This window comes from Marivibrio halodurans, assembly GCF_017963645.1.
GTDB lineage: Bacteria > Pseudomonadota > Alphaproteobacteria > UBA8366 > Aestuariispiraceae > Marivibrio > Marivibrio halodurans.
Map to the genome: position 1 here is coordinate 250,085 of NZ_JAGMWN010000003.1, position 23,406 is coordinate 273,490.

The following is a 23,406-nucleotide window of genomic DNA, read 5'->3' on the forward strand; positions in this document are numbered from 1 at the left end:
CCAGCGCCCCCCTAACCTTGCGGCTGATCCGCTGGCGCATCGCCCTGCGCGGCATCCTGGGCCGGATCATCCCCGTCGCCCAGAAGTTTCGCGCGATAATCCTCCAGGAAGGCGTTGAAATCATCGCCGGAGGACAGGCGGCGGACGGTCTCGCTCAAATCCTCGGTGCCGGCCGTCTCCGGCTCGGTCGTGATGAAGGAGAAGACGCCGGCCAATTCGCTGTTCGCCATGGCGGGACCGTAGATATCCTTGATATCCTCCAACCCGCGCGTATCGCCGTCGAAATAGGCCGCGACCGCCCAATTGACGACGTGGCGTGCCTGGTCGAGCGGCACGCCTTCCGCCGGGTTCTCGGGCGGGCTGCCAGCAAGCCGTTGAAGCACCTTGGCGGCCTCCTGCCAATTCTCCGCCTCCCAAAAGACATCGCGGCGCAGCAGATCGGCCTCGCGGCTGGTGTCGCCGGCCAGCAGCTTGACCGCCTCGGCGGTGTCGCCGAGTTCGAAATTGGCCTTGGCCCGAATGCGGCGCCGGTCGGCCTGCAATTCCTCGCCGAGCGGCAGGACGTTGGTATCGTTGAGCGCGCCGATCGCCTGGGTCGGCTTGCCGTCGATCAGGCGGATGAGGGCGAGCTTCGCGCCGACGCGCGCCTTCTCCTCGCCCTGAAGGCGGAACTCCACCTGACGTTCCAGCACGCGGGCCGCGCGGTCCAGCAGATCGACGGCCACCAGCCGGTCGGCCAGATTCTCGATCATCCGGTCACCTTCCGGCCCGGACGGCGTCAGTTCCCGGAATTCGTCATAGAGCGCCAGCGCGCGCAGGGGCGGTAGCTTGTCCGCCTCCCCCTCCAGATAGAGCCGGCGGAATATATCGTTCATCCGGGCCGCCAGTTCCTCCGACACCGGGTCGCCCGGGAAGTAGGATACCGCCGTGCGCAACGCGCCCAGACCGTTGAAATAATCGTCCTTCTCCAAATAGAGTTCGCCGAGACGGCGAAGAACCATCAACTCGAACCGGTCGCCGCGCCACTTGTAGCGCAGGTCCTCCAGCCGCTCGATCGCCTCATCCCGAGAGACATCGCCTTGCTGCAGGCCGAGATTGATCAGCGCCTGCTCGGAACGCACGGCATTCTTGCGATCCGGTCCGTCGGCCAGCCCCCGCCAGATGTCCGTCGCTTCCTCGAAATCGGTGCGGGCGGCGGCCACGCGGGCCTGATGATAGCGCAGATCGCCGCGCTGCGAGCGGGTCAGATTGTCCGACTCCCCGTCGAGATCGTTGATCCAACTCGTCGCCGTGCGCAGATCGCGATTGGCCAGCGCCGCCTCGATCCGCAGCAGGCCGAGCGTGCCCTTCAATGGATAAGGATATCGGCGCAGCAGCGTTTCCCCGCCCCGGAAGCTCTCATGCGCGCGCTTATAATCCCCGATCCGCGCCTGCGTCGCGCCACGCCAGATTGCCGATTCCGCAAACCCGTCGAGACGCGGATCGGACCATGCCTCCCGCGCCGTCTCATGGTCACGGGAAAGCAGGGCCGCCGCGCCGCGCATGGCCCGAAACTCGGCCGTGTCGCCGCGCTCTGGACTCGCGCCCTCGACCACCTGCAGCACGCCCTTGGCCTCCGGACCGTACCCACGCGCGAGGTAGAAGCGCGCGATATCGAGGCGCGCGTCGTTGCGATTGCTCTCCGGCACCTCCGAGACGGTGCGGTAGAGCGCTTCGCGCGCCGCGATATAGTCGTCCGTCTCGCCGCGCTTCCACCGCTCGAAATCGAAGAGACGATTGGGTGAGAGCGACGGCCCCTCGGACACCGGGGTTTCCGGCGCGACGGCGGAGATATGAAGTCCCTCGGGCGCGACGATGCGATACCCCTCGCTATAGCGGTCGAGCCGGACATAGGGCGCGCGCGTCACCATCGCGACCCCTTGCGCCGTGGGCAGGAGATCGAACTCCGGATATCGGCGCATACCATCCATGCCATGACCGGAACCGGTATAGGGGGCGATCAGGAACCGGTCGCCCACATCCGGATCGGGGAAATCGACGATGGTCGAGGGCTCGTCCGTCGGGAACAGAAGAACCGGGCCGGTATCGGCGTTGGCCTCGGCACGAATCTCGACCTGACGCCGCGGACCGAGCGGCGATTTGCGCAGATCGACCACCCAGTCGAACCCCTCCCGACGGGCGGTGGGGTTGAGGGTCGTGTCCGGCACATGCAAGCGCAGCACGGTGGCACCGCCGACCGGCAATTGCTCGATCCGTTCCACCATCGGCTCGCCCAGGGCGCGCAACGGCGCGAGTTCGATCGGCGCGCGCCGGTCGAAAACGATCCAGATATCATCCGACCGGCGGAATACCGCCGCCCCGACCGATTCCGGCCATTGGAAGGAGAAGCTGACGAGCGCCGGCCCCCTCTCCTCCCGCTGACGGTCGGCTTGGTCGCGGCGGAGGGTCAGGGCGCCGCTTTCGATCGCCTGCTGGGCGGCGGCATCCTCGGCCGCGCGCCGGGCCGCTTCCTCGTCCACCATATCCTGCTGTTCCTCCGCGTCCGCGGACACCGCCTCCTCCGCTTGCGAGGGTTCGGCGGCGACCTCGGTCTCCGGGTCCGATTCAGGCGTGGGCGCGATCTCGGGCGGTGAAGAGGGATCGGCGGCCGGTGGCTGTTCGGGCGTCCTTGGCGGGTCGGCCTGCCGCTCGGAAGACTGCCCGGCCGTCTGCGTCTGGGACGTCTGCGTCTGGAGCATCTGCGTCTGGGGCGCTTGCGGCGCCTGGGGCTTAAGCACCGGCGTGGGGGGATCGGGCGCGTCCGGCGCGGCGGTGGAAGCCTGGGCCTGCGTGCCGGGTTTCAGCACCTCCAGAACGACGGCATCGCCCTCCGTGAAATCGCGATAATCGGCGCCGTCGGCGAGCGTGAGACGGACGGTCGTCGCCCCGTCCGCCGTCCGCACGACCGGCCGGCCGAGCCGGTCCGGCAAGGCGGCGGCCAATGCCCGCCCGTCGATCGCCGCCGGGCGGTCGAAGCGCAGGCTGAGTTGATCGCCGTCGCGCGACACCCGATAGGAAACGGGTGATGACCAATCGAAGCGAATGCGCGTCGCGTCCCCCCGATCCTCCACCCGCGCGGGTACCAAGGCGACAGCCGCGGGCGCGCCGGTCGCCTGCGGCTCGGAAGCGGCGACGGGGCCTGGCTCCTCCTGCGCCGGTGGAGCGGGTGGATCGCCGGCCTGAACCGCGCCGGCGGGGCGCAGATCGACGACGATGGAATTCTCGTTGCGGAAGCTGGAGATATTCGCGGCGCCCGTCAGGTCGAAGCGCACGGCCCGCCCCCCCTGCTCCACCGCCGCGCCAGCGACATAGGCCGGCAGGCGTGCCGCGATGTCCGATAGATCGCTCGCGATCGGACGATCGAAGCGGACGATGAGATCACCGCCCGTCCTTTCCGCCGAATAGTCCACCCGTTCCGGCCAGTCGAAGACGATCCGACCGAAATCCGGATGCTGCCAGGCGCGGGTCCGGACCTCCGTCTGCGCCAGGACCGCGTCCGGCAGGGCGAGCATGAGCAACAGCGCGATCAGCGCACGGAGGCTCGCCCCCGCCCGGCGGGGAATGCGCGCCCCTCTTCCCGTCGTGCCGTGCCGCCCGATCACGCTATTGCCCATCCGCATCCGGCAGGATCACGAGATCGACCCGGCGCGACAGTTCGAACCGCCGTTCCTCCGGCAAGTTCGGATCCAGATGCTTGTAGTGCGAGTCCGCCAATCCGACGGCGGTGAGCCGTCCCGGATAACCGGCCGATTTCAGGGCCTTCGAGACGTTGAGCGCGCGGGCGAGGGAGAGGGCCCAATTGCTCTCGAAGCCCGCCGCGCGTGGTGGGTCGGGGTCGGTATGTCCCTGGACATCAATACGATTGCCGATCTGGCTCATCGCGCCGCCGAGGCGGAACACCGCCTCGCTCGCCTCGGGCCGCAACGCGGCCAGCCCCGCCTGGAAGAGCGATTCGCTCGGCAAGGAAATCACCACCTGCCCGTCCAGTTCGGTCACCCGCGCCGTGCTAAGGACCGGATCCCGCGCCAATTTTTCCGCGAAGATGCGGTTCAGATAGGCCGTCGGCAACGCATTGACCAAGCTGACGCTCGCGATATTGAGCTCGTTCGTCGCTTTCGGTTGATCATCCAGCACCGGATTGATCCGGGTCGAGATCAACGCGATCACGGTGTCCCATTTCTCCGAGGGGATATGCGACATTGAGAACAGCATGACGAAGAAGGTCAGCATGAGCGCCGTCACATCGCCGAAACTGACGAGCCAGGCGGCCGGACGCTCCACCTCCTCCTCGGGAATCGCGATCTCGTCGGTGATCTCGTCATAGAAGTCGTCGTCGTGCATCACGGCTCGTCCTCCGCGCCCGGGTCCGGACCCGGTTGAGGGGCGTCGCCCGTCGAACTGGCGGGCGGCGGTGCCGAGAAGGTCACGCGCGCCGCGTCGGCATCACGCACGTAGAACCGGAACTGAAGCTTGCGTGGATTACCCTCGCGCAAGCCGACCTGTACGCCGTCCGGCGGCGCGCCGGCATCCGTCAACGCCTGGGCCATGCGGTCGGCACGGGCCATGGCGAGCGGCAGCCCCTCCATCGCGGAGGCCGGCAGAAGATCGGCGCCCGGGTCGTCGAGGTCAACGAGGGTGTCGCCTCCCCCCTCCGCCTCCCGGCGGGCGGCGGCGGGAGGGGTGTAATCGTCATTCAAATCCTCGACGAAGAACGTCATCTGAGCGATCACCGTGTAGCCCCGCAGACGCGCCGCGAGCGCGGAAGCCGTGGCATTGATCAGATCGATGCGATCCTCGCGGACCCGGGGCTCCGCGCCGACAAAGACCTGCATGACCGGCAGTTCCAAAATCATGTCGTCGCCGGCGGTGACCATTTCCACCTTGGTGATCGGCACGGCGGTGATCCAAAGCCGCTCCACCTCCTCGAGGACCTCCGCCGGTTCGGGCGTCTCGCCGAGGGTGGAGACCAGGATTTCGGCGGAGATGTCGGAGATCCGCTCCGTGCGGAAGGTCGCGGAAACGGAACTCAACACGGCGCGCGAGCGTGTCTCCACCAAGGTCGCAAGCGAATTCAGGAGAATAAAGAAGGCAAGGAGCAAAAGAAAAAGACTCAAGAACAGAAGCGTTCCCGTGTCTTTTCTTGGCGCCAGCCTGATGTCATCCTCTTCATTCATCTTCGCAGCATGCCGGATTCCGCGCGCGCTGGCAAAGTATGACGCGCCGGCCATGGGGTAGCCCCCAACCGTAACCCCAACCACCCCCAACCGCCCCTAACCACGGGGAGGGTCCCTTCGAACGAGAACGCCGCCCCGAAGAGGAGCGGCGTCGACGAGACCGCATGCGATTGCCGCGCGGTCGAACCAGGGCCCGAGGCTGGTATGCTAGAACTGGCCGATCACGCTGGTCAGTTTCTGCTTCAGGGTTTGCGCGTTGAAGGGCTTCACGATGTAGTTGCTGACACCGGCTTCCTTCGCGGCGATCACGTTTTCCGTCTTGCTCTCGGCGGTAATCATGATGAAGGGCAGGTTCTGGGTCTTCTGGTCCGCCCGGACCTCGCGCAGGAGTTGGATGCCGGTCATCGGTTCCATGTTCCAATCGGAAATGACCAGACCATATTCCTTCGAGCGGATCTTGGTCAGTGCCTCCGCGCCGTCCGATGCCTCATCCACATTGTTGAAGCCGAGTTGCTTCAAGAGGTTCCGGATGATGCGCAACATCGTCTTATAATCATCGACGATCAGCACCGGCATGTTCATATCGACCGCCATGACGCGCCCTCACTCCTTGCATTCTCCCCGACCCGCGACCAACGGCGGCCTGCGAAGGGTAACGTGTTTCCTCTCCGGGCGCCCATTCGATACGCTTCGCGCTTCCTGGTCCACCCTCGTCACGCCTGCTTTCATATCATACCCTGATACCAAGCTAACGCGAATACGCTTATATCGCTTTATTGGTTTAATCAAAGTTAATGGTTGGGCGCCAAGGGATTCTTGGCTCCAAGACACGGCTTTTCACCGATTCCGTCCCGGTACTATTGAGGCAGTGTCGGCAATTCCTCCCGCAAGGCCAATTCCTGGGTGACGATACGCGCCTTCTCGGGGCTCATAGCCGCCAGGATCGGCGCCAACGTACGCGCCGGCATGCCGCGCACGACATCGAGCAAGGTCGAAAGGTCGAGATCGTTGAAGATCGCCGCCGCCGATTTGGGTTTCATGTTTTGGTACGTTTGGCGGAGAACGCTGGTCTCTTCCTCCTGCGACTTGTCGTAGCGCGCCACCAGATCCTCGATATCCTGGCGCAGCTGCTCCAACTGCCGCTGCTTGGTGACGAGCCGCTGTTCGGCCGCCGAAAGCAGCGCCTCACGCTCGTCGAGTTCACGCTCCCGGCCCTCCAACTGTTCCCGCCGCTTCGCCAGATCGTGGATCAGCCGCATCTCGCCCGGACGGAGGTCGCCATCGGCCTCGATCTCCGGCGAGGCCTCGTCGGTCATCTCCAGCGGTTTCATACCCTGCGGGGCGGTACCCGCCGATGGCGACGCGACATCATTCGCGCCGTCCTGCGGCACGGCGTTCCCGGCCGCCTCGCCACCACCATCCTGGGCCAGGGCGATGCCGGGCTGACGCGCGGCCTCGTCCGACGGATCGCCTTTCAGGGTCAGCCAGATATCGCCGACCCGAAGGCTCAGCATCAGCACCGCGACCACGAGAATGATGGGAATCAACCGCACAGGTCCAGAACCTCGCTAAGCCACCAAGCGTCACACCGTCCGGCCGCCAGCCCGTATCGTCGACCCGTATCGTCGACCCGTATCGTCGACCTGTGTCATCGAATCGGCGCGACCGGGCGGAACCGTCACGTCACCCTGATTAGCGCATCCCCTGCAAGGCCCGCAACAGGTCGGATTTGCGCTTCGCCTTGCCCCGGCCGCCGCGTGCCGGACCGTCGCCGTTCGCCCCGTCTCCATCCTCGCCTCCCGGCGCGGCGCGGCCAGCGGTCGACAGCGCGGTCGAGCGCCCGGCCTTACCGCCGGCACCCTGCTGGGCGTGAGGTCGGGTATTGGTGATCCCGGCTTCGAGCCGATCAGCCGCCTCCTCCCCGCGCTTGGTCAGGAAGACCAGATCATCCTTCAGCGCCTCGGCCTTATCGACCGCCTGCTTGACGGAGGCGATGTTCTCCCGCGCGCCGCGCTTCAACCCGTCGAGCGCGGCCTCCGCGCGGTCGGTCGAGCGGGCGAAATCCTCAAGCAACCCCTTCAACTCCTCGCGGCTCTTGCGCAGCGCGGAGAGTTGCCGGTTGAGCCGGAAGCCATACCAGATGACCGCCGCGAGCAGACAGGCGAGCACCACGTCCAGAACCAGGGAGAGGACATAAGGCTCCATCGGCTTGGTGTTTCCTCCTCGCGGCGGTCGAATCCCGCAATGGCCTCGGCCCCCCACTCCCCCGGAGCCCCGTACACCACACGCGTCCTAAAATACGCCGCCTGTCAAGTCCGCACAACTCAAGTCCCGCCCGGAACGCCGCACGAAAGATGTCCCGAGGCGCGTGCGGCGTCGCGTCTACTGCTCGCCCTCGACCCGCTTGTCGATCCTGACCGCGATGCGATTGCTCTTGCGGCCCATCGTACCGACGAACATCGGCACCTCCCCGCATCGCAGTTCCACCGGGCTCTCCGGCGTCGCCTGAAGCGGCAGGAAGGTTCCCTTCTTCCACTCCAGCACCTCGCCGAGGGAACTCGACACCTCGTCCAGCACCACCTCGATATCGACGTCGGTATACCAGAGTTCTGTCGCCAAGTGGTTTTCCCAGATGGAATCACGGCCGAACTTCTCGCCCATGAACATCTGCAGCAGCAACTCGCGCACCGGCTCCAGCGTCGCATAGGGCAACAGCAGTTCGAGCCGACCGCCGCGATCCTCCATATCGATTCGCAAGCGCGCCAGGATCGCCGCGTTGGCCGGCCGCGCGATGGTGGCGAAGCGCGGATTGGTCTCCAACCGGTCGAAGCGCATGGTCACCGAGGACAGCGGGTCGAAGGCCGCCGACAGGTCGGCCAGCACCACATTGATCATGCGCTCCACCAGATTGCGCTCGATCGTGGTGTAGGGCCGCCCCTCGATACGCATCGCGGCCGTGCCGCGCCGGCCGCCGAGCAGCACGTCGACAATCGAATAGATCAGCGAGCTATCGATCGTGACCAACCCATAATTGTCCCATTCCTCCGCCTTGAAGACGGTCAGCATCGCCGGCAGGGGAATGGAGTTGAGATAGTCGCCGAAGCGGATCGAGGTAATGTTGTCGAGGCTGACCTCGACATTGTCCGAGGTGAAATTACGCAGGCTTGTCGACATCATGCGCACGAGGCGGTCATAGACCACCTCCAGCATCGGCAGGCGTTCATAGGACACCATCCCGGAATCGATGATCGCCTCGATCCCGGAACGCTGTTCGTCGGAATCGCCGCCCTCCTGAAACCCCAGAAGACTGTCGATCTCGTCCTGATTCAGGACGCGGGCCGTACCCCCGCCGCCGTCACCATCCTCGGCCATGGCGGCCCATTCGGCCGCCAGATCGTCCGCGCCCTCGCCGCCGTCGGCACCGCCGCCGACATCCTCGTCGGCCATGGCGCCCCATTCCTCGGCCATCTTGTCCTGATCGTCGTCAGCCATCGCGTCGGATCCGTCTCGTCGCCCGGCCGCGCCCCGTTCCGAACGAACGGTTCGCGCCGGACACACCTATCCCTCTAGACGACACATCAAGCAAGATCGGGGCCAAGAGCCCCGGCTTCAAGCCCACCCTACCATCCAACCGGCCCCTCTTCCGCCTACTGAATCAACATGTCGGTGAAGAGCACTTCCTTCACCTTGACCGGATTGGCCGCCTGATTGACCCGGGTCAGGAGTTCCTCCCGGATGCGATAGATGCCTTGACTGCCCTCCATCTCCTCCACCCGGAGTTCGCGCAGGAACACCTGGAAATTATCGATGATGCGCGGCATCACGGCACGCACCCGCTCCTCGTCCTCGGCCTTCTCCAGTTCGAGCGTGAGTTGAAGCTTCAGATAGCGCGCCTTGCTGCCGGCCGAGCGAAGGGTGACCGTCATCTCATCGAGCGGCACGAACACGCCCGGCCCCGACGGTGCCTCCTCCTCGTTCGGCGCCTCCTCCTCGGCGACGTGCTCCTCCGAGGCGCCGGGATTCAGGATCGGGTCCAACAGGCCGGACATATAGACACCGGCCCCGGCACCGGCCAGGACCAGAAGCGGCAAGAGGATAAAAAGGACGAGCTTCTTACCGCTGACCTTCTTGCCGCCGCCGATATCCTCGTCATCCTCGTCCGCCATCTATCCGTTCCCGTCCCCGGTTGAAGCCCGATGAACCATGCACCGGTCCACGCAAGCCGGAATGGTATCCATTCAGCCTAGGCGCCCGGCCTTACCGTCCGGTAAAGAGCCGTCATCATCCCACAGGCCTAGCGGGAGTATAGGGATGTCGCGGCGCCAGGAAAATGGGGGCTCACGCACCATGTTTCCGGCTATCCCGGCAGCATCTGCCGGGATAGCCGGGGGCCAAGGCCGCGAAACGGCACCACGCCGCCGCGCCCCGATGCGCCACCCGGCACCCCGGACACCAGCGAAAACCCTGACTTCCCAAGACTTGGCACGACTTGGCACGGCGTTTGCCAGCATGTCCCGAGGAGAGAGACAGGTCGACCAATGGGTGTGGAGAGCCCCGGCCGGCCTGGTCAATGGAGAAGGGAGGCACGATCGCCGCCATGGAGAACGCCCTCTATATCGGGTTGTCCCGACAAACCGCGTTGCGTCGCGAGATGGACGTCATCGCGAACAACATCGCGAATGCCAACACGCCGGCCTTCAAGGCCGAGAAGATGATCTTCCAGGAATTCCTGTCGAAGCCCGGCGACCGCGAGCGTATCTCGCTCGTCCAGGATTTCGGGCAGGCTCGGGACCTGAGCGAGGGACCGGCGGAGCCCACCGGGAACCCCTTGGACGTCGCCATTCACGGCGACGGGTACTTCACGGTCGATACCCCGCTCGGCGAACGGTACACGCGCCACGGTCGCTTCCAGCTCGACGCGACCGGACAACTCGTGACGAGCGCGGGCCATGCCGTGCAGGGCCAGGCCGGGCCGATCAACATCCCGACCGACGGCGGCCCGATCTCGATCGCCGCGGACGGCACGGTCTCCAACGACAACGGTGTGCTCGGCGTCCTGCAACTCGTCACCTTCGATGACCAGCAAGCCCTCAAGCGCGCGGCCAACGGCCTTTACAGCGCCGAGGACCAGAACCCTCAACCGGTCGACAACCCGACCATGTCCCAAGGGATGATCGAGGGTTCGAACGTCGAATCGATCGTCGAGATGACCCGGATGATGACGGTCTCCCGCAAGTATCAGAGCCTCGGGCGCTTCCTCGAGAAGGAGGACGAGCGCCTGACCCAGATGATCACAACGCTCGGCAAGCGGCCCAGCTAACCGCCCGCACGGCCTGGAGCGCGGCATCGAATGAAGGAGTAGGACGATGCGATCCTTGAGTATCGGCTCGACGGGCATGCTGGCGCAGCAGCTCAATGTCGAGGTTATCTCGAACAACATCGCCAACATGAACACCACCGCCTATCAACGCCGGCGGGCGGAGTTCCAGGATCTTCTCTATCAGAACCAGCGCCGGGTCGGCGCGGAAAGCTCGGACGCGGCGACGATCGTGCCGGCGGGTGTTCAGGTCGGCCTCGGCGTGAAGACGGCGGCGGTCTACCGGATCACCGAACAGGGCAATCTGACCCTGACGGAAAATCCGCTGGACCTCGCGATCAACGGCAAGGGCTATTTCCAGATCACGCTTCCCAACGGCGAGACGGCCTATTCCCGCGCGGGTGCCTTCCAGCTCGACGGCCAGGGCGACATCGTCACGGTCGATGGGTACACGGTCCAGCCCGGGATCACGGTACCGAACGACGCGATCGACATCACGATCAACGCCAGCGGCCAGGTCTTCGCCTCGATCGAAGGACAGGTGGCGCAACAGAATCTGGGTCAGTTGGAGCTCTCGCGCTTTCCCAACGAGGCCGGGCTGCTCGCCGTCGGCGATAATCTGTTCCTGGAGACGCCGGCCTCCGGCGCGGCCCAGACGGCCGTGCCCGGAACGGAGGGCTATGGGGCCATCCAGCAGGGCTTCCTGGAAACCTCGAACGTCAATGTGGTCGAGGAAATCACCAACCTGATCACGGCCCAGCGCGCCTACGAAATGAACTCCAAGGTGATCGAGACGTCCGACCAGATGATGGCGACGATGACGAACCTGCGATGACCGGATGACGGTCGCCGCGCGCGGCCCGGAGGCTTGGACGATGACACGGCTCAATCTCTTGACCCTGATCTACGCGCTGGTGCTCGCCGGTTTCATGCTGGCGGTGACGGCCCAGGCGCTCCCGGCACTGGCCGCGAGCGCCGGCCCGAAGAACGGCGAGGAGCCGAAGGCGCCGGCGGCCCTCGTCGGGTCCTCGCTGGAGGCGACGGGCGAGTTCGTCACCCTCGGCGATATCTTCACCAATGCCGGGCGCTATGCCGACCGCAATGTCGCGCGCACGCCGCAACCGGGCGAGACGCTGGTCATGGAGGCCGTCTGGCTGTGGCGGTTGGCGCGCGGATACGGCGTCGACTGGCGCCCGACCAGCACGCTGGACACCGTCACCGTGACCCGGCCGAGCCGCACGGTCTCGACGGACGAGCTGCGTGATCTGGTGCGCGCGGAACTGTTCAAGCGCACGGGCGAGGATGATCTGATCGCGATCGATCTCGACGACGAGGAGGCCCGCCTCGCCCTCAACCGCGACGCGGTCGGCGAACCGCGCGTCAAGACCTTCGCCCTGGACCAAAAGTCCGGACGCTTCACCGCCGTGATCCAGGGGCCGGCCTCCGACGCCCAGCGTCAGGTGACGATCGCCGGGCGCGCGGTGCCGCAGATCGAGGTCTCGGTCCCGGTCGACCGCATCGCCAGCGGGCATATCCTGCGCGATAGCGATCTGGAAACGGTGCGCCTGCCGGCCGCTCGCGTTAGCCGAACCGCGCTCGTCCACGCGGCCGACATGGTCGGGCAGGAGGCGACCCGCACGTTGAGCGCGGGCCAGCCGATCGCCAATGCCAGCCTTCGCCCGCCCGAACTGGTCCGGCGCGACGCGCGTGTCACGATCACGCTGGAGACCGAGAATATGCGCCTCACCGCCATCGGCCGCGCCATGCAGAGCGGCGCCGAAGGCGAGGTGGTGCGCGTCCAGAACCTGCAGAGCCGGATCACGATCGATGCGGTCGTCACCGGCGAGAACCGCGTGCGCGCCGAATTACCGGCCCGGCTCGCCGCCAATGGAGATATGTGATGAAGGCATATTCCCACACCGTCCCCCCTTCCGGTGCCCGTTCCACATGGCACGCCACGCTGCGCGGCACCGTCGGACGCGCCGCGCTGATCGGGACCCTCGCGCTCTCGCTCGGCGCCTGCAACACGCTCCAGCGCATGAGCCAGGTCGGCGATGAACCGCCCTTGGCGGGGATCGAGAACCCGACGCATCAGCCGGGATATAAGCCGATCAGCATGCCGATGCCGGAACCGCGTACCGCCAACCGGGAGCCCAACTCCCTCTGGCGCGCCGGCAGCCGGGCCTTCTTCAAGGATTTGCGGGCGAGCCAGGTCGGCGACATCGTCACCATCGTGATCGAGATCGACGAGCAGGCCGAGCTATCGAACAACACCACGCGAACCCGCGACACCTCGGAAAGCGTCGGGATCGACGCGCTCCTGGGTTATGAGGACGCGATCGGTACCGTCCTGCCGGAAGCCGCCAATCCGGGGAGCCTTCTCGGCTTCGGTGGCGAGACCAACAACACGGGCGGCGGCACGATCGACCGCGAGGAACAGATCGAACTCCAGATCGCCGCCGTCGTCAGTCAGGTCCTGCCGAACGGCAATCTGGTGCTGCATGGCCGGCAGGAGACCCGGGTCAATTTCGAGGTTCGCGAGCTTCAAATCGCCGGCATCATCCGCCCGCAGGACATCACCAACCAGAACACGGTTTCCTATGAGCAGATCGCGGAGGCGCGTCTGTCCTATGGCGGTCGCGGCCACATCACCGACTTCAATCAGCCACGCTGGGGCACCCAGTTGGTGGACGTGATCATGCCGTTTTAAACGGCCGTTCGCCGGCCGGCCCGGCCGACGACGACCGACGACGACCAAGGGATTCGATTCACGCGCACGCCCCTCTCTCCTCTCCTTCTCTCCAATGGGCTCGCGTGGATCGTTTGCGGGGCCCGGCGATCTCTCCAATCGCCGGGCCCTACTTTTTCCCGACACAGCTTTTCCACCATCACCGATCGGCATCGACATCATCACCGACGCGGCATCCCGGACGGGCCCGGTCAATTTCCCTGCCGCAATTCAGCCCCCGGCGCATCGGGATCACCCGGGTTCGGCGCGCCGAACAGCCGCCGGGTGAACCCGGGCGCCAACACCGATAGCGGATTGACCGAGACGGCCGGGTCCTCGACCGGCCCCTCGACGCCGAAATTCGCTGCGAACAAGCCCTCGCCCCCGGCGGTCAGGATATCGCCCAGGATCGGGATCGCCCCGATTACCCGGCTGATCGAATACATCGGCGCTGCCGTGCCCTGCAGCGTCACGTAATCGCGCGCGAGGTCGATCTCGCCCTCCGCCGTCAAACCCAGCGCGGAGCCGTAGGCGCGAGCCTCGCCGATCGACAGCCGGTCGTCCTGATAGCTGAAATCGGCCTCCATCCGCTCGAACGGCAGGCCGGATTGGGTCAAGGCCGACTGGATTCCCGTCAGCGTCATGAATTCCAGCAACTTCGCCAGAACCGGCGCCTCCTGCAGCGTGAAGTTCTCCACCGTCGCATGACCCGTCATGGGCGCGTCGGGTGCCTCCCGCGTCCCTTCGACGCGCAAGGCCCCGCCGCTGATCCGTGTCGTCCAGTCGAGGGTGGAGAGCGCGCCGCCGGCATTGTCCGAGACGATCGACAGGCGCCGCACCGCCCCCTCGCCGGGTCCGTAGTCCAGGCTTAGGCTGCCCCCTTCGGGAATCCCGCCTTTCAGGTGCAACGCCTCGATATCCGTGCCGTCGTGCCGCATGGAAAGATCGAGATTCTCCATCGCGCGCCCCCGGTCGTCGACGACGCGGTCGAAGCGCGCGGTCAGGTCGAAGGGCGGGCCCGGCTCCTCATCCTCCTCCGCCGTTCCGGTTGCCGTCGCGGGTGGCTCGGCTTCAGGCGTTTCGATTTCGGGGGGTGGGGCCTCGTCCTCTTCCCCCAACACACCGGAGATATCCACCGACGTCCCCTCCAGCGAGACAGTGTATCGCCCCGCGGGGTCCCGATCGATACGGCCGGAGACATAGTGTGGTCCATAGGCCAGCCGTTCAATTCGCGCTTGGCGGATGGCGGTGAAATCCGGCGGCAGAACCAGCGAGCCCTCCGCCATCATGCCGCCCTCCGGCCCCTCGGCGGCAAAGCGCAGGAAGGGCACGGAAACATCGCCCCTGACGGGAAACACCGCCTCGACATCCAAGGAAGCGGCGCGCCCGGCGGGCTTCGACCAGCTGAGCGGGGCGAGCGCGACGGCGGCCTCGCCAAGATCGGCGGCGAGACTCACCCGACGCTCCCCCGAGCGCGCCACCTTGTAATCGAGCCGCCCGCCGACGGGTCCCGTCACGACATCCGGCAAATCGATCCCAAAGCGGGCCAATTCCGTCACATCGGGCCGGGCGTCCAGGGTCATGTGCCGGGTGACCGGCGCATCCGACGCGAAATTCTCCCGCCAGGAGAGAACACCCTCCATTCCGTTCAAGGCGACCGTGCCGGAGAGATCGAGCCCACGATTGTCGATCCACAAATCCAGTTTCTCGCCGCGCGCCTCCAAGTCGAGCGCGGGGATCGGCGCGCGCACGTCGTTCAGGCGCGCGGTCGCGTCGAACGACACCATATCCCCCGTCAATTCATCGATCAGGGGAAAGGCGAACCGCACCGATGTACGCGCCCGCCCATCGATCGTTCCGGCTTCGAGGCCGAGCGCGTCGACGAACGCGTACGGCTCCGTATCGAGCAGCGCGAGCGCGGAATGAAGCGGGGACCCGACATCCAAGTCGATCGTGATTTCCTGGTCCGGCTCCTGGAAGCCGGTAATCTCGATGCGCCCCGTCTCGATCGCGATATCGTCGACCGCGCCGGTGAAAAGATCGATATCGAAGCGATCAAGATCGTAGCGCGCGCGCCCATCGACCTCCTTCGCCCGGGTCAGGGGGGCGAGATAATCCACCTCGGCGTCACGGAACGCGATCTCTCCTCCGAAGCGTTCGACCGCATCGAGCGGAAGGGTCTCGGGGTCGATGGCCGCGATCTCCTCCAGCGCGCGGACCTCCGGCAGGTCGAGCGCGATGCCGATCGTCGCCTGATCCACCTCGGCACGCGGGATATTGGGAATGACCCAGTTCCGCGCGTCGACCGCCAGCGATACCGGCCACAACCCGTCCAGGCGCTCCATCGGCAGGTCGGCGAGCATCGCGTCCAGTTCGGCCGACAGCCCATCCTCCGGGGACAGGCGCGCCGTCCCGGCGAGGGTCAGGCGCGGCCCGCCCAAATCGATCGACAGATCGCGCAGGCTGGCCTCGACGCCACCACCCGCCATCCGCTCCAGCCCCAGATCGGCTGTCCCCCCATAGAGGACGAGGCCGTCGGCATAGAGCGAGGGGAGCACCAGCACCCCGCTATCGACGGTCAAGCTAACGTTCAACGCCTCCAGTCCGGACTCCCGGTCCAGGCGGAACGTGCCCGCCCCCGCCACCGGCGCGTCGAGCATCGAAAGAGGTGCCAGCGCCTGCACCCGACCGGCCAGGCGCGCGGGCTCCAGCCGTTCGATCCGGAACGACCCGTCGATCAAGCGGGTCGGAGCGCCATCGGTCGACGTCAAATCATCGAGGGTGATGGAGAACGCGGTCCGCTCGCTCTCCCAGCGCACGCGCGCGCTGAGCGGCCGGGCCATGGAATCGACGCGCATCCCAAGGTCGAGCCCGACACGCTCCCCGATCGGAAGCCAATCTCTCGCCTCGGGGAAGAGCCGCGTCGCGATCGCCACAGGCGCCTCGCGCAGCCCGAGCGTTACATCGAACAGGTCCTCGCCATAGTCATGCGTCACCGTGCCCGAAAGCGTGGCCCGCCCCTCGGGCACGCCGAGGGCCCCGGATATCGAGACCTCCAGCCCCTCCGCATCGCGCACGATCACGGCGTTGATCGCCTCCCCGCGCCAGGCGCGGCCGCTTTGCCGGTTGTCGAACCAGATCCGCGCATTGGTAAGAATGATCCGGGTTAGGCCACCCAGCAGCCCCTTTCCATCCGGCGGCCGGACGATCTGATCCACGATCTGGGGGGGAAGCAGCGCGCCCTCCACGCGTTCCGCCAAGGGCGCATCCTCGGCATCCACGCCGAGAGGAAGGCCCTCCGGATTGATCGCGAAGGCGAGGCTGCCGTCGGTCCGGCGAATCAGGACCACCTCCGCGTCCAGCAGATCGACGCTGGTCGGGCGTACCGTGCCACTGCCGATATCGACCAGGGAGAAGCCGACCGAAAGCCTGGGCAATTGCGCGATCTCCGCGCCCTCGGCATTCAGCAGGCGGACATCGCGGGCGATCAGATCCACGACCCGGTCCCATCCGGCCCAGGTGAGTTGGGTATCCCCGATCTCGACCCGGTAATCCGCGCCGGGTTGGTTCAATGTCTCCTCGATCGTCGAGGTCAGGAAGGTCAACGCGATCGGCCCGCTCGATAGGCGCCATACCGCGACCCCGACCAGCAGCAGGCTGCCGACGACCAGGAAAGCCAGGACTTCGAGGGCTAGACGGCGGACATGGAGCTTCATCGCACGGGATAGTCCGGGGGACGGTCGGCGCGGTCAAGTCCAACCGGGCCGCTTGACCGGGCGGGCGGGCTCGCGCAGCGTGACGGTCTCGTCCCCGATGCGCATCAACCGCGAGAAACCATTCCCGGAAAATGAGTGAAACGCCCTTCCCGATCGATCCCGACGCGATTCCGCGCCCGAGCGATCCGTCCATGGGCGCCGCCGCGCTCGACCGGCTTCTCGAGGCCCTGAGAGGAGCATCGGCGGGGGACCGGGGAACCGACAAGCCGACGGCATCCGGTGAACGGATCGCCGCCCGCCTCGACGCCGCGCGCGACGGGCCGCTGGGCACGCTCTTCGGCGGCATGCTCGCGGCCAGCCCCTATTTGGCGCAACTCGCCGCGCGCGAGGGCGAGACCCTCGCGCGGGTCCTCGACGACGGGCCGGATGCCGCGCTCGCCGAGGCGCTGTCGAGCGCACGGTCGCTTATCGCGACCCCGGATGGCTTCCGCGACCTGAAAACCGTGATGCGGACCCTGCGGACGGCGAAACGGCATGTCGCGTTGATTTCCGCCATCGCGGACTGCGCCGGCGCCTGGCCGTTGGAACGGGTGACGGAGGCCCTGAGCGACATGGCCGACGCGGCGCTAGACGCCGCCATCGCCCATGTGGTCGGCGATCTGACCGGCACCGGCGCGGGCAAGGCCGCGACCGGCGACGGGTGCGGCGTGGTGGTGCTGGGGATGGGTAAGCTCGGCGCGCGGGAACTCAACTACTCCTCCGACATCGATATCATGATCTTCTACGACCCGGACCGGCTGACGGCGACCGGCGTCGATCCCGACCGGCTGCGCCAGGACATGACGCGCGCCGCGCGTACCGTGATGCGCGTGATGGACGAGCGCACGGCCGACGGCTACGTCTTCCGAACCGACATGCGCCTGCGCCCTGATCCGAGCGTCACGCCGCTGGCCATCACCGTCCGCGCCGCCGAGACCTATTACGAGAGCCTGGGCCAGAACTGGGAGCGCGCGGCCATGATCAAGGCCCGCCCAGTCGCCGGCGACAAGGCGCTGGGCCGGGAATTCCTGGCGCATATCCGGCCCTTCGTCTGGCGCAAGCATCTGGATTTCGCCGCGATCGACGACATCCAGTCGATCAAGCGCCAGATCAACGCCTATCGCGGCGGCGGGCGCATCGCGATCGAGGGGCACGACGTCAAGATCGGACGCGGCGGCATCCGCGAAATCGAATTCTTCGTCCAGACCCAGCAACTCATCTGGGGCGGCCGCGATCCCGAATTGCGCCCCCGGCGAACGCTCGACGGGCTCGCCGCGCTGGCCGACGCCGGCCATGTGGCGCCCGACACCGCGCGGGAGATGGCGGCGTGCTATCGCTTCCTGCGGACGCTGGAACACCGCCTGCAGATGACCAATGACGAGCAGACCCAGAAGCTGCCGGAGCAGACGGAAAAGCTAGCGACCCTCGCCGGGTTCATGGGATTCGACGGGGTTGGGGCGTTCCGCACGGCGGTCCGCCGGACCTTCGAGACGGTCGAGGGCCATTATGCGCGGCTGTTCGAGGAGGCCCCCGAACTCGGCGGCGACGGCGCCCTTTCCTTCACCGGAACGGACGACGACCCGGATACGCTCAAGACCCTCTCGGATATGGGATATCGGGAACCCGCGCGCGTCGCCGGCCGCATCCGCATTTGGCACCATGGGCGCTATCGCGCCAGCCGCAGCGAGCGCGCGCGCCAAATCCTGACCGAACTGACGCCGAGACTGCTGAAGGCGCTCGCCGACACGGCCGACCCGGACGAGGCATTCAAGCGTTTCGATAATTTCCTGGAGGGGCTGCCCGCGGGGGTTCAGCTTTTCTCGCTTTTCCATGCCAATCCGCAACTCCTCGATCTTGTCGCGGAAATCATGGGAACGGCCCCCCGGCTGGCCGAATGGCTGGCGCGCAAGCCGATCCTGCTCGACGCGGTGCTGACGCCGGAATTCCTCTACGGCCTGGAGGATCACGACGCGCTGCGCGAGGATCTGCACGAAACGCTGGCCCAGGCGCGCGACTTCGAGGACGTGCTGGTGATCACCCGGCGCTGGGCCAACGACCAGAAGTTCAAGAACGGCGTGCAGTTGCTGCGCGGGCTGGCGGAACCCAAGACGGCGGCCCGGCATCTGAGCGACATGGCGGAGGCGGCGCTGGCGGAGATCCTGGCCGCCGTGGAAGGCGAGTTCGCCGAAACGCACGGACGCTTCCCCGGGGGCGGCCTCGCGATCGTCGCCTTCGGCAAGCTGGGCGGACGGGAATTGATGCCGCGTTCCGACCTCGATCTCGTCTTCGTCTATGACCACGCCCCCGAGGTATCGGTGTCGGACGGCGGGAAGCCCCTGGGGCCGGCGGTCTATTATCTGCGGCTCTGCCAACGCCTCGTCACCGCGATCGCCAGCGAGACGGGCGAAGGCAAGCTGTTCGAGGTGGATAACCGCCTGCGACCTGATGGCAAATCGGGGCCGCTGGCGACCCAGTTCGAGACCTTCCGAAGTTATTACAGAGGAACGGAGGACAAACCCGTCGGCGACGCCTGGACCTGGGAACACATGGCCCTGACCCGGGCGCGCGCGGTCGCCGGCCCGGCTGCGCTGCGCGAGCGGATCGACGCGACGATCGCGGCCAACCTTAACCAACCGCGCGATCCGGTGACGCTGGCCGACGACATCGTGCGGATGCGCGCGCGGATCGCGCGGGAATTCCCCGGCACCTCCCCTTGGGGCGTGAAGTACCGGCCGGGCGGCCTCGTCGATGTGGAATTCGTCACCCAATTCCTGCAATTGTCGAGCGGCGGCGGCCCCCGGCCCGTCTTCTCGCCCAATACCGGCCTCGCCCTCGACCGGCTTTGCGAGGCCGGGCATCTGAGCGAACCGGCCCATGCGGATCTGCGCGCGGGCCTCGACCTCTGGCGGCGATTGCAGATCGGACTGCGCCTGACGGCGACCGAGGGCGGCTTCGACGCGGCAAGCGCGCCGGAAGGCCAGCGCCGCCTGCTGATGCGCATGGCGGACGCGACGGATTTCGAAGACTTGGAGACGCGCATGGCCGACGCCGCGCGGGCGGTGAGCGCGCGTTTCGTGGAATATCTGGGCACCGCGCCGCATGCGTCATAGCGCGGGTGCCGACCTTGCAGCGCCCCGCGCGCTACCTATCTCCCCTGGGATGGCGAGACGCGCGGACGCGTGCCGGCCGCCAAGATCAAGACCATGACAGGAGACAACCGAAAATGGCGTTGAGCGAAGGCGACAAGGCCCCGGACTTCACCCTGCCAACCGACGGCGGCGACAACATCGGCCTCAGCGAGCTGAAGGGCCGGTGGGTCGTGCTCTATTTCTATCCGCGCGACGATACGCCGGGTTGCACGAAGGAGGCCTGCGGCTTCCGCGACGCGATCGCGGATTTCGACAAGGTCGATGCGACGATCATCGGCGTCTCCCGCGATAGCGTCGCCAAGCATGAGAAATTCAAGGCCAAGCACGATCTGAACTTCCCGCTGGCCGCCGACGAGGACGGCACGGTCTGCGAGGCCTATGGCGTCTGGGTCGAGAAGAACATGTACGGGCGCAAGTCCATGGGTATCGAGCGCTCCACCTTCCTGATCGATCCTGAGGGCAAGATCGCCAAGATCTGGCGCAAGGTGAAGGTGCCGGGCCATGTCGAGGCCGTGCAAGACGCCCTGAAGGCCGCCTGACCGGCGGCCGCGCGATATTCCGGCGACCTTGGACAAGGGAGATCATGATTTTCCACCGCACGCGCTCCACCTTTCCCGCCGCCATGCGCCACACCGCCGTCCGCCGCGCGGCATTGGCCGCGCCCATCGCCCTGGTGGCGGCGCTGACGGTTGTGGGTACGCCCGTGCTGGCCGCCGCCGACGGAGAAGCGACGCGATCCGCATCGGATGAGGAGAGAGCCCGCCTCGCGCTCGCCCATCTGGGCGTTGACTGGCCGGAGGCCGGTTTCGACGGCGGGCTGATCGACATCGCGGCGCGCGAGACGGCGATCGCCGATCGCGAGATCGCCCGCGCGCTGGAAGCACGCGATATCACCGAACAGCGCGCGCGCGTCGCGGCGGCCCTGAACGCGATCAATCCCCGCGTGGTACCGGAGGGGCCGGGCCTGGGTTACGGGGCGATACGGGCCGCGCGCGACGCGACGTCCGAAGCCTATCGGATCGGCCTTCTGGTCATGCCGGGCGGGGTGTTGGAGGAACAATCCTCGGCGCTTGCCACCATCTTCACCAACCTGTCCACCTGGGGCCGCGACGTGGCGATCCTGCTGCGCGAGGCGTCGCGCGCCGAAACGCCGGAGATGGCCCGCCCGGCGCTGGAACAGGCGAAGGCATTGACGACGACGATGATCGACGGCCGGGATGGCAACGGTGACGGGTCGGTCGGCACCGCCTTCGGCGAGGGCGGTCTTGAGCAGGGCCGCGCCGCCTACCGCGCGATGCTTCAGGCGGAAAACATGAATGAGGGCGCGTTGCGCCGATTGATCCGGACACCGGAGAACGAGGGACGCGGCTGACCGGCAACGGCCCGGCCGCGAAGGATAAGGATGCGCGACGCACGACCGAACGGCATGAACACCCCCGCCGAACCGTCCGGACCGGAACGAAACGGGACGATGGACGACGGCCGCGCCAGCCTCTGCGCGTTGGCACGCGGGGTGCTGGAAACCGAGGATGCGAAGCAGAAGGCGGCCAAAGCACGGCTCGTCGCCGCGCGCTGGCTGGCCCGCGATGTCAGCGGTATCGGCGCCAGCGGCGCGCCCGACCGGCCGGCCCGCCCGGCGAAGCCCGACCTGCTGCCGCCGGGCAAGATGCCCCGCCGCAAGATCGGCAAGGGGCCGGAGGGCCGGATCGCCCTTCTGCATGCCATCGCGCATATCGAACTCAACGCCATCGACCTAGCCTTCGACATCGTGGCGCGCTTCGCCAGCGCCGATCTGCCCACCGCCTTCTATGACGACTGGATCACCGTCGGCGACGACGAAGCCCGGCATTTCCAATATCTGGACAGACGGCTGGAAACCCTCGGCGCCGCCTATGGCGATCTGCCGGCCCATGACGGGCTGTGGCAGGCCGCGCGGGAGACCGCCGACGATCTGATGGCGCGGCTTGCCATCGTGCCGATGGTGCTGGAGGCGCGCGGTCTGGACGTCACGCCGGCGATGATCGAGAAGCTGGAGGCCGCCGGTGACACCGAGAGCGCGCGCCTGCTGACCATCATCCATGACGAGGAGATCGGCCATGTCGCCGCCGGCCGGTGCTGGTTCGAATATCTGTGCGCGGCCGAGCGCCTTCCCGTGCGCGAAACCTGGCAACGTCTGGTGGACGAGCGGTTCCGGGGTGGCCTGAAGCCGCCCTTCAACCGCGCCAGCCGCAGCCGCGCGGGCCTGCCCGCCGATTTCTACGAGGCATTCGACGCGCATCCCGGGCCCCGATAACCTCCCGATAACGGGTACCGCGCGGCCCCCTGGTCATCATTCCGCCGGACGCCTCCGAAGGGCGGTGACAGACCCCGCCGCCTCCGCTATAGCGGCGGCGCCATGAACTACCGTCACGCCTATCACGCCGGCAACTTCGCCGATATCCTGAAGCATTGGATCCTGCTGCGGCTGCTCGACCGGCTGACCGCGAAGGCGAAGCCGTTCTTCGTGCTCGACAGCCACGCGGGCGGCGGGTTCTATGATCTGGCCCGGGAGGCGACGATCCGCACGGGCGAGGCCGCGCGCGGCATCGCCCGTCTGCTGCCGCATGCGGCCGGCGCGCCGGAGAGCCTGCGCCCCTATCTGGAGGTGATCGCCACCCTCAACGCGGACGAACCGGCCTTGCGCTGGTATCCGGGCTCGCCCTATCTGACGGCCACGCATCTTCGGGAATGCGACAGGCTGATCGCCTGCGACCTGCAATCGGGCGAGGGCGCTGTCCTCCGGGAAACGCTGAAACCCTTTCCGCGCGCCAAGGCCCATATGGGCGACGGCTATGCCGCCGTGCCCTCCATGCTGCCGCCACCGGAACGCCGGGGACTAACCCTGATCGACCCGCCTTTCGAGCGGCGCGACGACTATGACCGCATGGCCAGGGCCACCAAAATCGGCGTGACCCAGTTCGCGACCGGCCTCTTCGCGCTGTGGTACCCGATCAAGGATCGGGCGCGCGCCGTCCGTTTCCTCGACGCCCTGCCCCGCCCCGCCGGCGGGCTGGCGGCGATCGATTTCGCCATCGACCATCCGACGGCGGAGGGTGGGCTGAAGGCCTGCGGCCTGGCGCTCCTCAACCCGCCCTTCGGTCTGGTCGACGAAATCGCCGAAAGCCTGCCCTGGCTGGTCGAGCATCTGCGCGAGGGGGAAGGCGCCACCGCGCATATCGACTGGATATCCCGGCCCGAGTGATAC

General features: G+C 66.9%; 18 protein-coding genes. 9 read left to right on the forward strand and 9 right to left on the reverse strand.

Annotated elements, in window-relative coordinates:
- Positions 1-11 precede the first annotated feature (11 nt).
- From KAJ83_RS07970 to KAJ83_RS08005, 8 genes are all read right to left on the reverse strand, one after another.
- Positions 12-3,653 carry a tetratricopeptide repeat protein gene (locus KAJ83_RS07970; RefSeq protein ID WP_210681517.1) on the reverse strand — a complete coding sequence of 1,214 codons (3,642 nt, stop codon included), beginning with the start codon at positions 3,651-3,653 and terminating at the stop codon, positions 12-14.
- Entirely contained in the window at positions 3,643-4,380 is a 738-nt protein-coding gene (locus tag KAJ83_RS07975) for an OmpA/MotB family protein (protein WP_210681518.1), read from the reverse strand. Before KAJ83_RS07975 ends, KAJ83_RS07970 begins: the two co-directional genes overlap by 11 nt.
- The gene (locus KAJ83_RS07980) at positions 4,380-5,153 is read right to left on the reverse strand and encodes a hypothetical protein (protein ID WP_210681519.1); all 774 of its coding nucleotides are present in this window, start codon (positions 5,151-5,153) and stop codon (positions 4,380-4,382) included. Before KAJ83_RS07980 ends, KAJ83_RS07975 begins: the two co-directional genes overlap by 1 nt.
- A gap of 267 nt (positions 5,154-5,420) precedes the next feature.
- Positions 5,421-5,807, reverse strand: a complete 387-nt coding sequence (locus KAJ83_RS07985; protein ID WP_210681520.1) for a response regulator — start codon at positions 5,805-5,807, stop codon at positions 5,421-5,423.
- A gap of 263 nt (positions 5,808-6,070) precedes the next feature.
- The gene (locus KAJ83_RS07990) at positions 6,071-6,766 is read right to left on the reverse strand and encodes a MotE family protein (protein ID WP_210681521.1); all 696 of its coding nucleotides are present in this window, start codon (positions 6,764-6,766) and stop codon (positions 6,071-6,073) included.
- A 139-nt stretch (positions 6,767-6,905) separates the two neighbouring features.
- Positions 6,906-7,418: a DUF6468 domain-containing protein gene (locus KAJ83_RS07995; RefSeq protein ID WP_210681522.1), complete on the reverse strand. Its 513-nt coding sequence runs from the start codon at positions 7,416-7,418 to the stop codon at positions 6,906-6,908.
- 177 nt (positions 7,419-7,595) lie between these two features.
- On the reverse strand, positions 7,596-8,705 hold the full coding sequence (gene fliM / locus KAJ83_RS08000) for a flagellar motor switch protein FliM (protein ID WP_210681523.1): 1,110 nt from the start codon (positions 8,703-8,705) through the stop codon (positions 7,596-7,598).
- A 155-nt stretch (positions 8,706-8,860) separates the two neighbouring features.
- Entirely contained in the window at positions 8,861-9,379 is a 519-nt protein-coding gene (locus KAJ83_RS08005) for a flagellar basal body-associated FliL family protein (protein WP_210681524.1), read from the reverse strand.
- 404 nt (positions 9,380-9,783) lie between these two features.
- On the opposite strand from KAJ83_RS08005, the gene flgF reads away from it, so the two are divergent.
- The 4 genes from flgF to flgH are packed head-to-tail and all read left to right on the forward strand — an operon-like array spanning position 9,784 to position 13,240.
- Entirely contained in the window at positions 9,784-10,533 is a 750-nt protein-coding gene (gene flgF, locus KAJ83_RS08010; protein WP_246484334.1) for a flagellar basal-body rod protein FlgF, read from the forward strand.
- Between the two features lie 46 nt (positions 10,534-10,579).
- Positions 10,580-11,365, forward strand: a complete 786-nt coding sequence (gene flgG, locus KAJ83_RS08015) for a flagellar basal-body rod protein FlgG (protein WP_210681525.1) — start codon at positions 10,580-10,582, stop codon at positions 11,363-11,365.
- A 40-nt stretch (positions 11,366-11,405) separates the two neighbouring features.
- Positions 11,406-12,431, forward strand: coding sequence for a flagellar basal body P-ring formation chaperone FlgA (gene flgA / locus KAJ83_RS08020; protein ID WP_210681526.1), 1,026 nt, complete (start codon positions 11,406-11,408; stop codon positions 12,429-12,431).
- On the forward strand, positions 12,431-13,240 hold the full coding sequence (gene flgH / locus KAJ83_RS08025; protein ID WP_210681527.1) for a flagellar basal body L-ring protein FlgH: 810 nt from the start codon (positions 12,431-12,433) through the stop codon (positions 13,238-13,240). The genes flgA and flgH overlap by 1 nt, the downstream gene beginning before the upstream one ends.
- Before the next feature lie 230 nt (positions 13,241-13,470).
- Here the strand turns inward: flgH and KAJ83_RS08030 are convergent, their stop codons facing one another.
- Positions 13,471-16,974, reverse strand: a complete 3,504-nt coding sequence (locus KAJ83_RS08030) for an AsmA-like C-terminal domain-containing protein (protein ID WP_210681528.1) — start codon at positions 16,972-16,974, stop codon at positions 13,471-13,473.
- 131 nt (positions 16,975-17,105) lie between these two features.
- Between KAJ83_RS08030 and KAJ83_RS08035 the strand changes: the two genes are divergently transcribed.
- The 5 genes from KAJ83_RS08035 to KAJ83_RS08055 all read left to right on the forward strand — a co-directional run bounded on the left by KAJ83_RS08035 (position 17,106) and on the right by KAJ83_RS08055 (position 23,403).
- Positions 17,106-20,123, forward strand: a complete 3,018-nt coding sequence (locus tag KAJ83_RS08035; RefSeq protein ID WP_210681529.1) for a bifunctional [glutamine synthetase] adenylyltransferase/[glutamine synthetase]-adenylyl-L-tyrosine phosphorylase — start codon at positions 17,106-17,108, stop codon at positions 20,121-20,123.
- Between the two features lie 113 nt (positions 20,124-20,236).
- Complete coding sequence (bcp, locus tag KAJ83_RS08040) at positions 20,237-20,701, forward strand: thioredoxin-dependent thiol peroxidase (RefSeq protein WP_210681530.1); 465 nt, start codon at positions 20,237-20,239, stop codon at positions 20,699-20,701.
- A 44-nt stretch (positions 20,702-20,745) separates the two neighbouring features.
- Positions 20,746-21,534, forward strand: a complete 789-nt coding sequence (locus tag KAJ83_RS08045) for a hypothetical protein (protein WP_210681531.1) — start codon at positions 20,746-20,748, stop codon at positions 21,532-21,534.
- Between the two features lie 30 nt (positions 21,535-21,564).
- Positions 21,565-22,455, forward strand: a complete 891-nt coding sequence (locus KAJ83_RS08050) for a ferritin-like domain-containing protein (protein WP_246484336.1) — start codon at positions 21,565-21,567, stop codon at positions 22,453-22,455.
- A gap of 102 nt (positions 22,456-22,557) precedes the next feature.
- Positions 22,558-23,403: a 23S rRNA (adenine(2030)-N(6))-methyltransferase RlmJ gene (locus tag KAJ83_RS08055; protein ID WP_210681532.1), complete on the forward strand. Its 846-nt coding sequence runs from the start codon at positions 22,558-22,560 to the stop codon at positions 23,401-23,403.
- Positions 23,404-23,406 lie beyond the last annotated feature (3 nt).

Coding starts and splice junctions, on each gene's coding strand:
- KAJ83_RS07970 (WP_210681517.1), bottom strand. CDS start 3,653: ATGGGCAATAGCGTGATCGGGCGGCACGGCACGACGGGAAGAGGGGCG.
- KAJ83_RS07975 (WP_210681518.1), bottom strand. CDS start 4,380: ATGCACGACGACGACTTCTATGACGAGATCACCGACGAGATCGCGATT.
- KAJ83_RS07985 (WP_210681520.1), bottom strand. CDS start 5,807: ATGGCGGTCGATATGAACATGCCGGTGCTGATCGTCGATGATTATAAG.
- KAJ83_RS07995 (WP_210681522.1), bottom strand. CDS start 7,418: ATGGAGCCTTATGTCCTCTCCCTGGTTCTGGACGTGGTGCTCGCCTGT.
- fliM (WP_210681523.1), bottom strand. CDS start 8,705: ATGGCTGACGACGATCAGGACAAGATGGCCGAGGAATGGGGCGCCATG.
- KAJ83_RS08005 (WP_210681524.1), bottom strand. CDS start 9,379: ATGGCGGACGAGGATGACGAGGATATCGGCGGCGGCAAGAAGGTCAGC.
- flgF (WP_246484334.1), top strand. CDS start 9,784: ATGGAGAAGGGAGGCACGATCGCCGCCATGGAGAACGCCCTCTATATC.
- flgG (WP_210681525.1), top strand. CDS start 10,580: ATGCGATCCTTGAGTATCGGCTCGACGGGCATGCTGGCGCAGCAGCTC.
- flgA (WP_210681526.1), top strand. CDS start 11,406: ATGACACGGCTCAATCTCTTGACCCTGATCTACGCGCTGGTGCTCGCC.
- flgH (WP_210681527.1), top strand. CDS start 12,431: ATGAAGGCATATTCCCACACCGTCCCCCCTTCCGGTGCCCGTTCCACA.
- KAJ83_RS08030 (WP_210681528.1), bottom strand. CDS start 16,974: ATGAAGCTCCATGTCCGCCGTCTAGCCCTCGAAGTCCTGGCTTTCCTG.
- KAJ83_RS08035 (WP_210681529.1), top strand. CDS start 17,106: ATGAGTGAAACGCCCTTCCCGATCGATCCCGACGCGATTCCGCGCCCG.
- bcp (WP_210681530.1), top strand. CDS start 20,237: ATGGCGTTGAGCGAAGGCGACAAGGCCCCGGACTTCACCCTGCCAACC.
- KAJ83_RS08045 (WP_210681531.1), top strand. CDS start 20,746: ATGATTTTCCACCGCACGCGCTCCACCTTTCCCGCCGCCATGCGCCAC.
- KAJ83_RS08050 (WP_246484336.1), top strand. CDS start 21,565: ATGCGCGACGCACGACCGAACGGCATGAACACCCCCGCCGAACCGTCC.
- KAJ83_RS08055 (WP_210681532.1), top strand. CDS start 22,558: ATGAACTACCGTCACGCCTATCACGCCGGCAACTTCGCCGATATCCTG.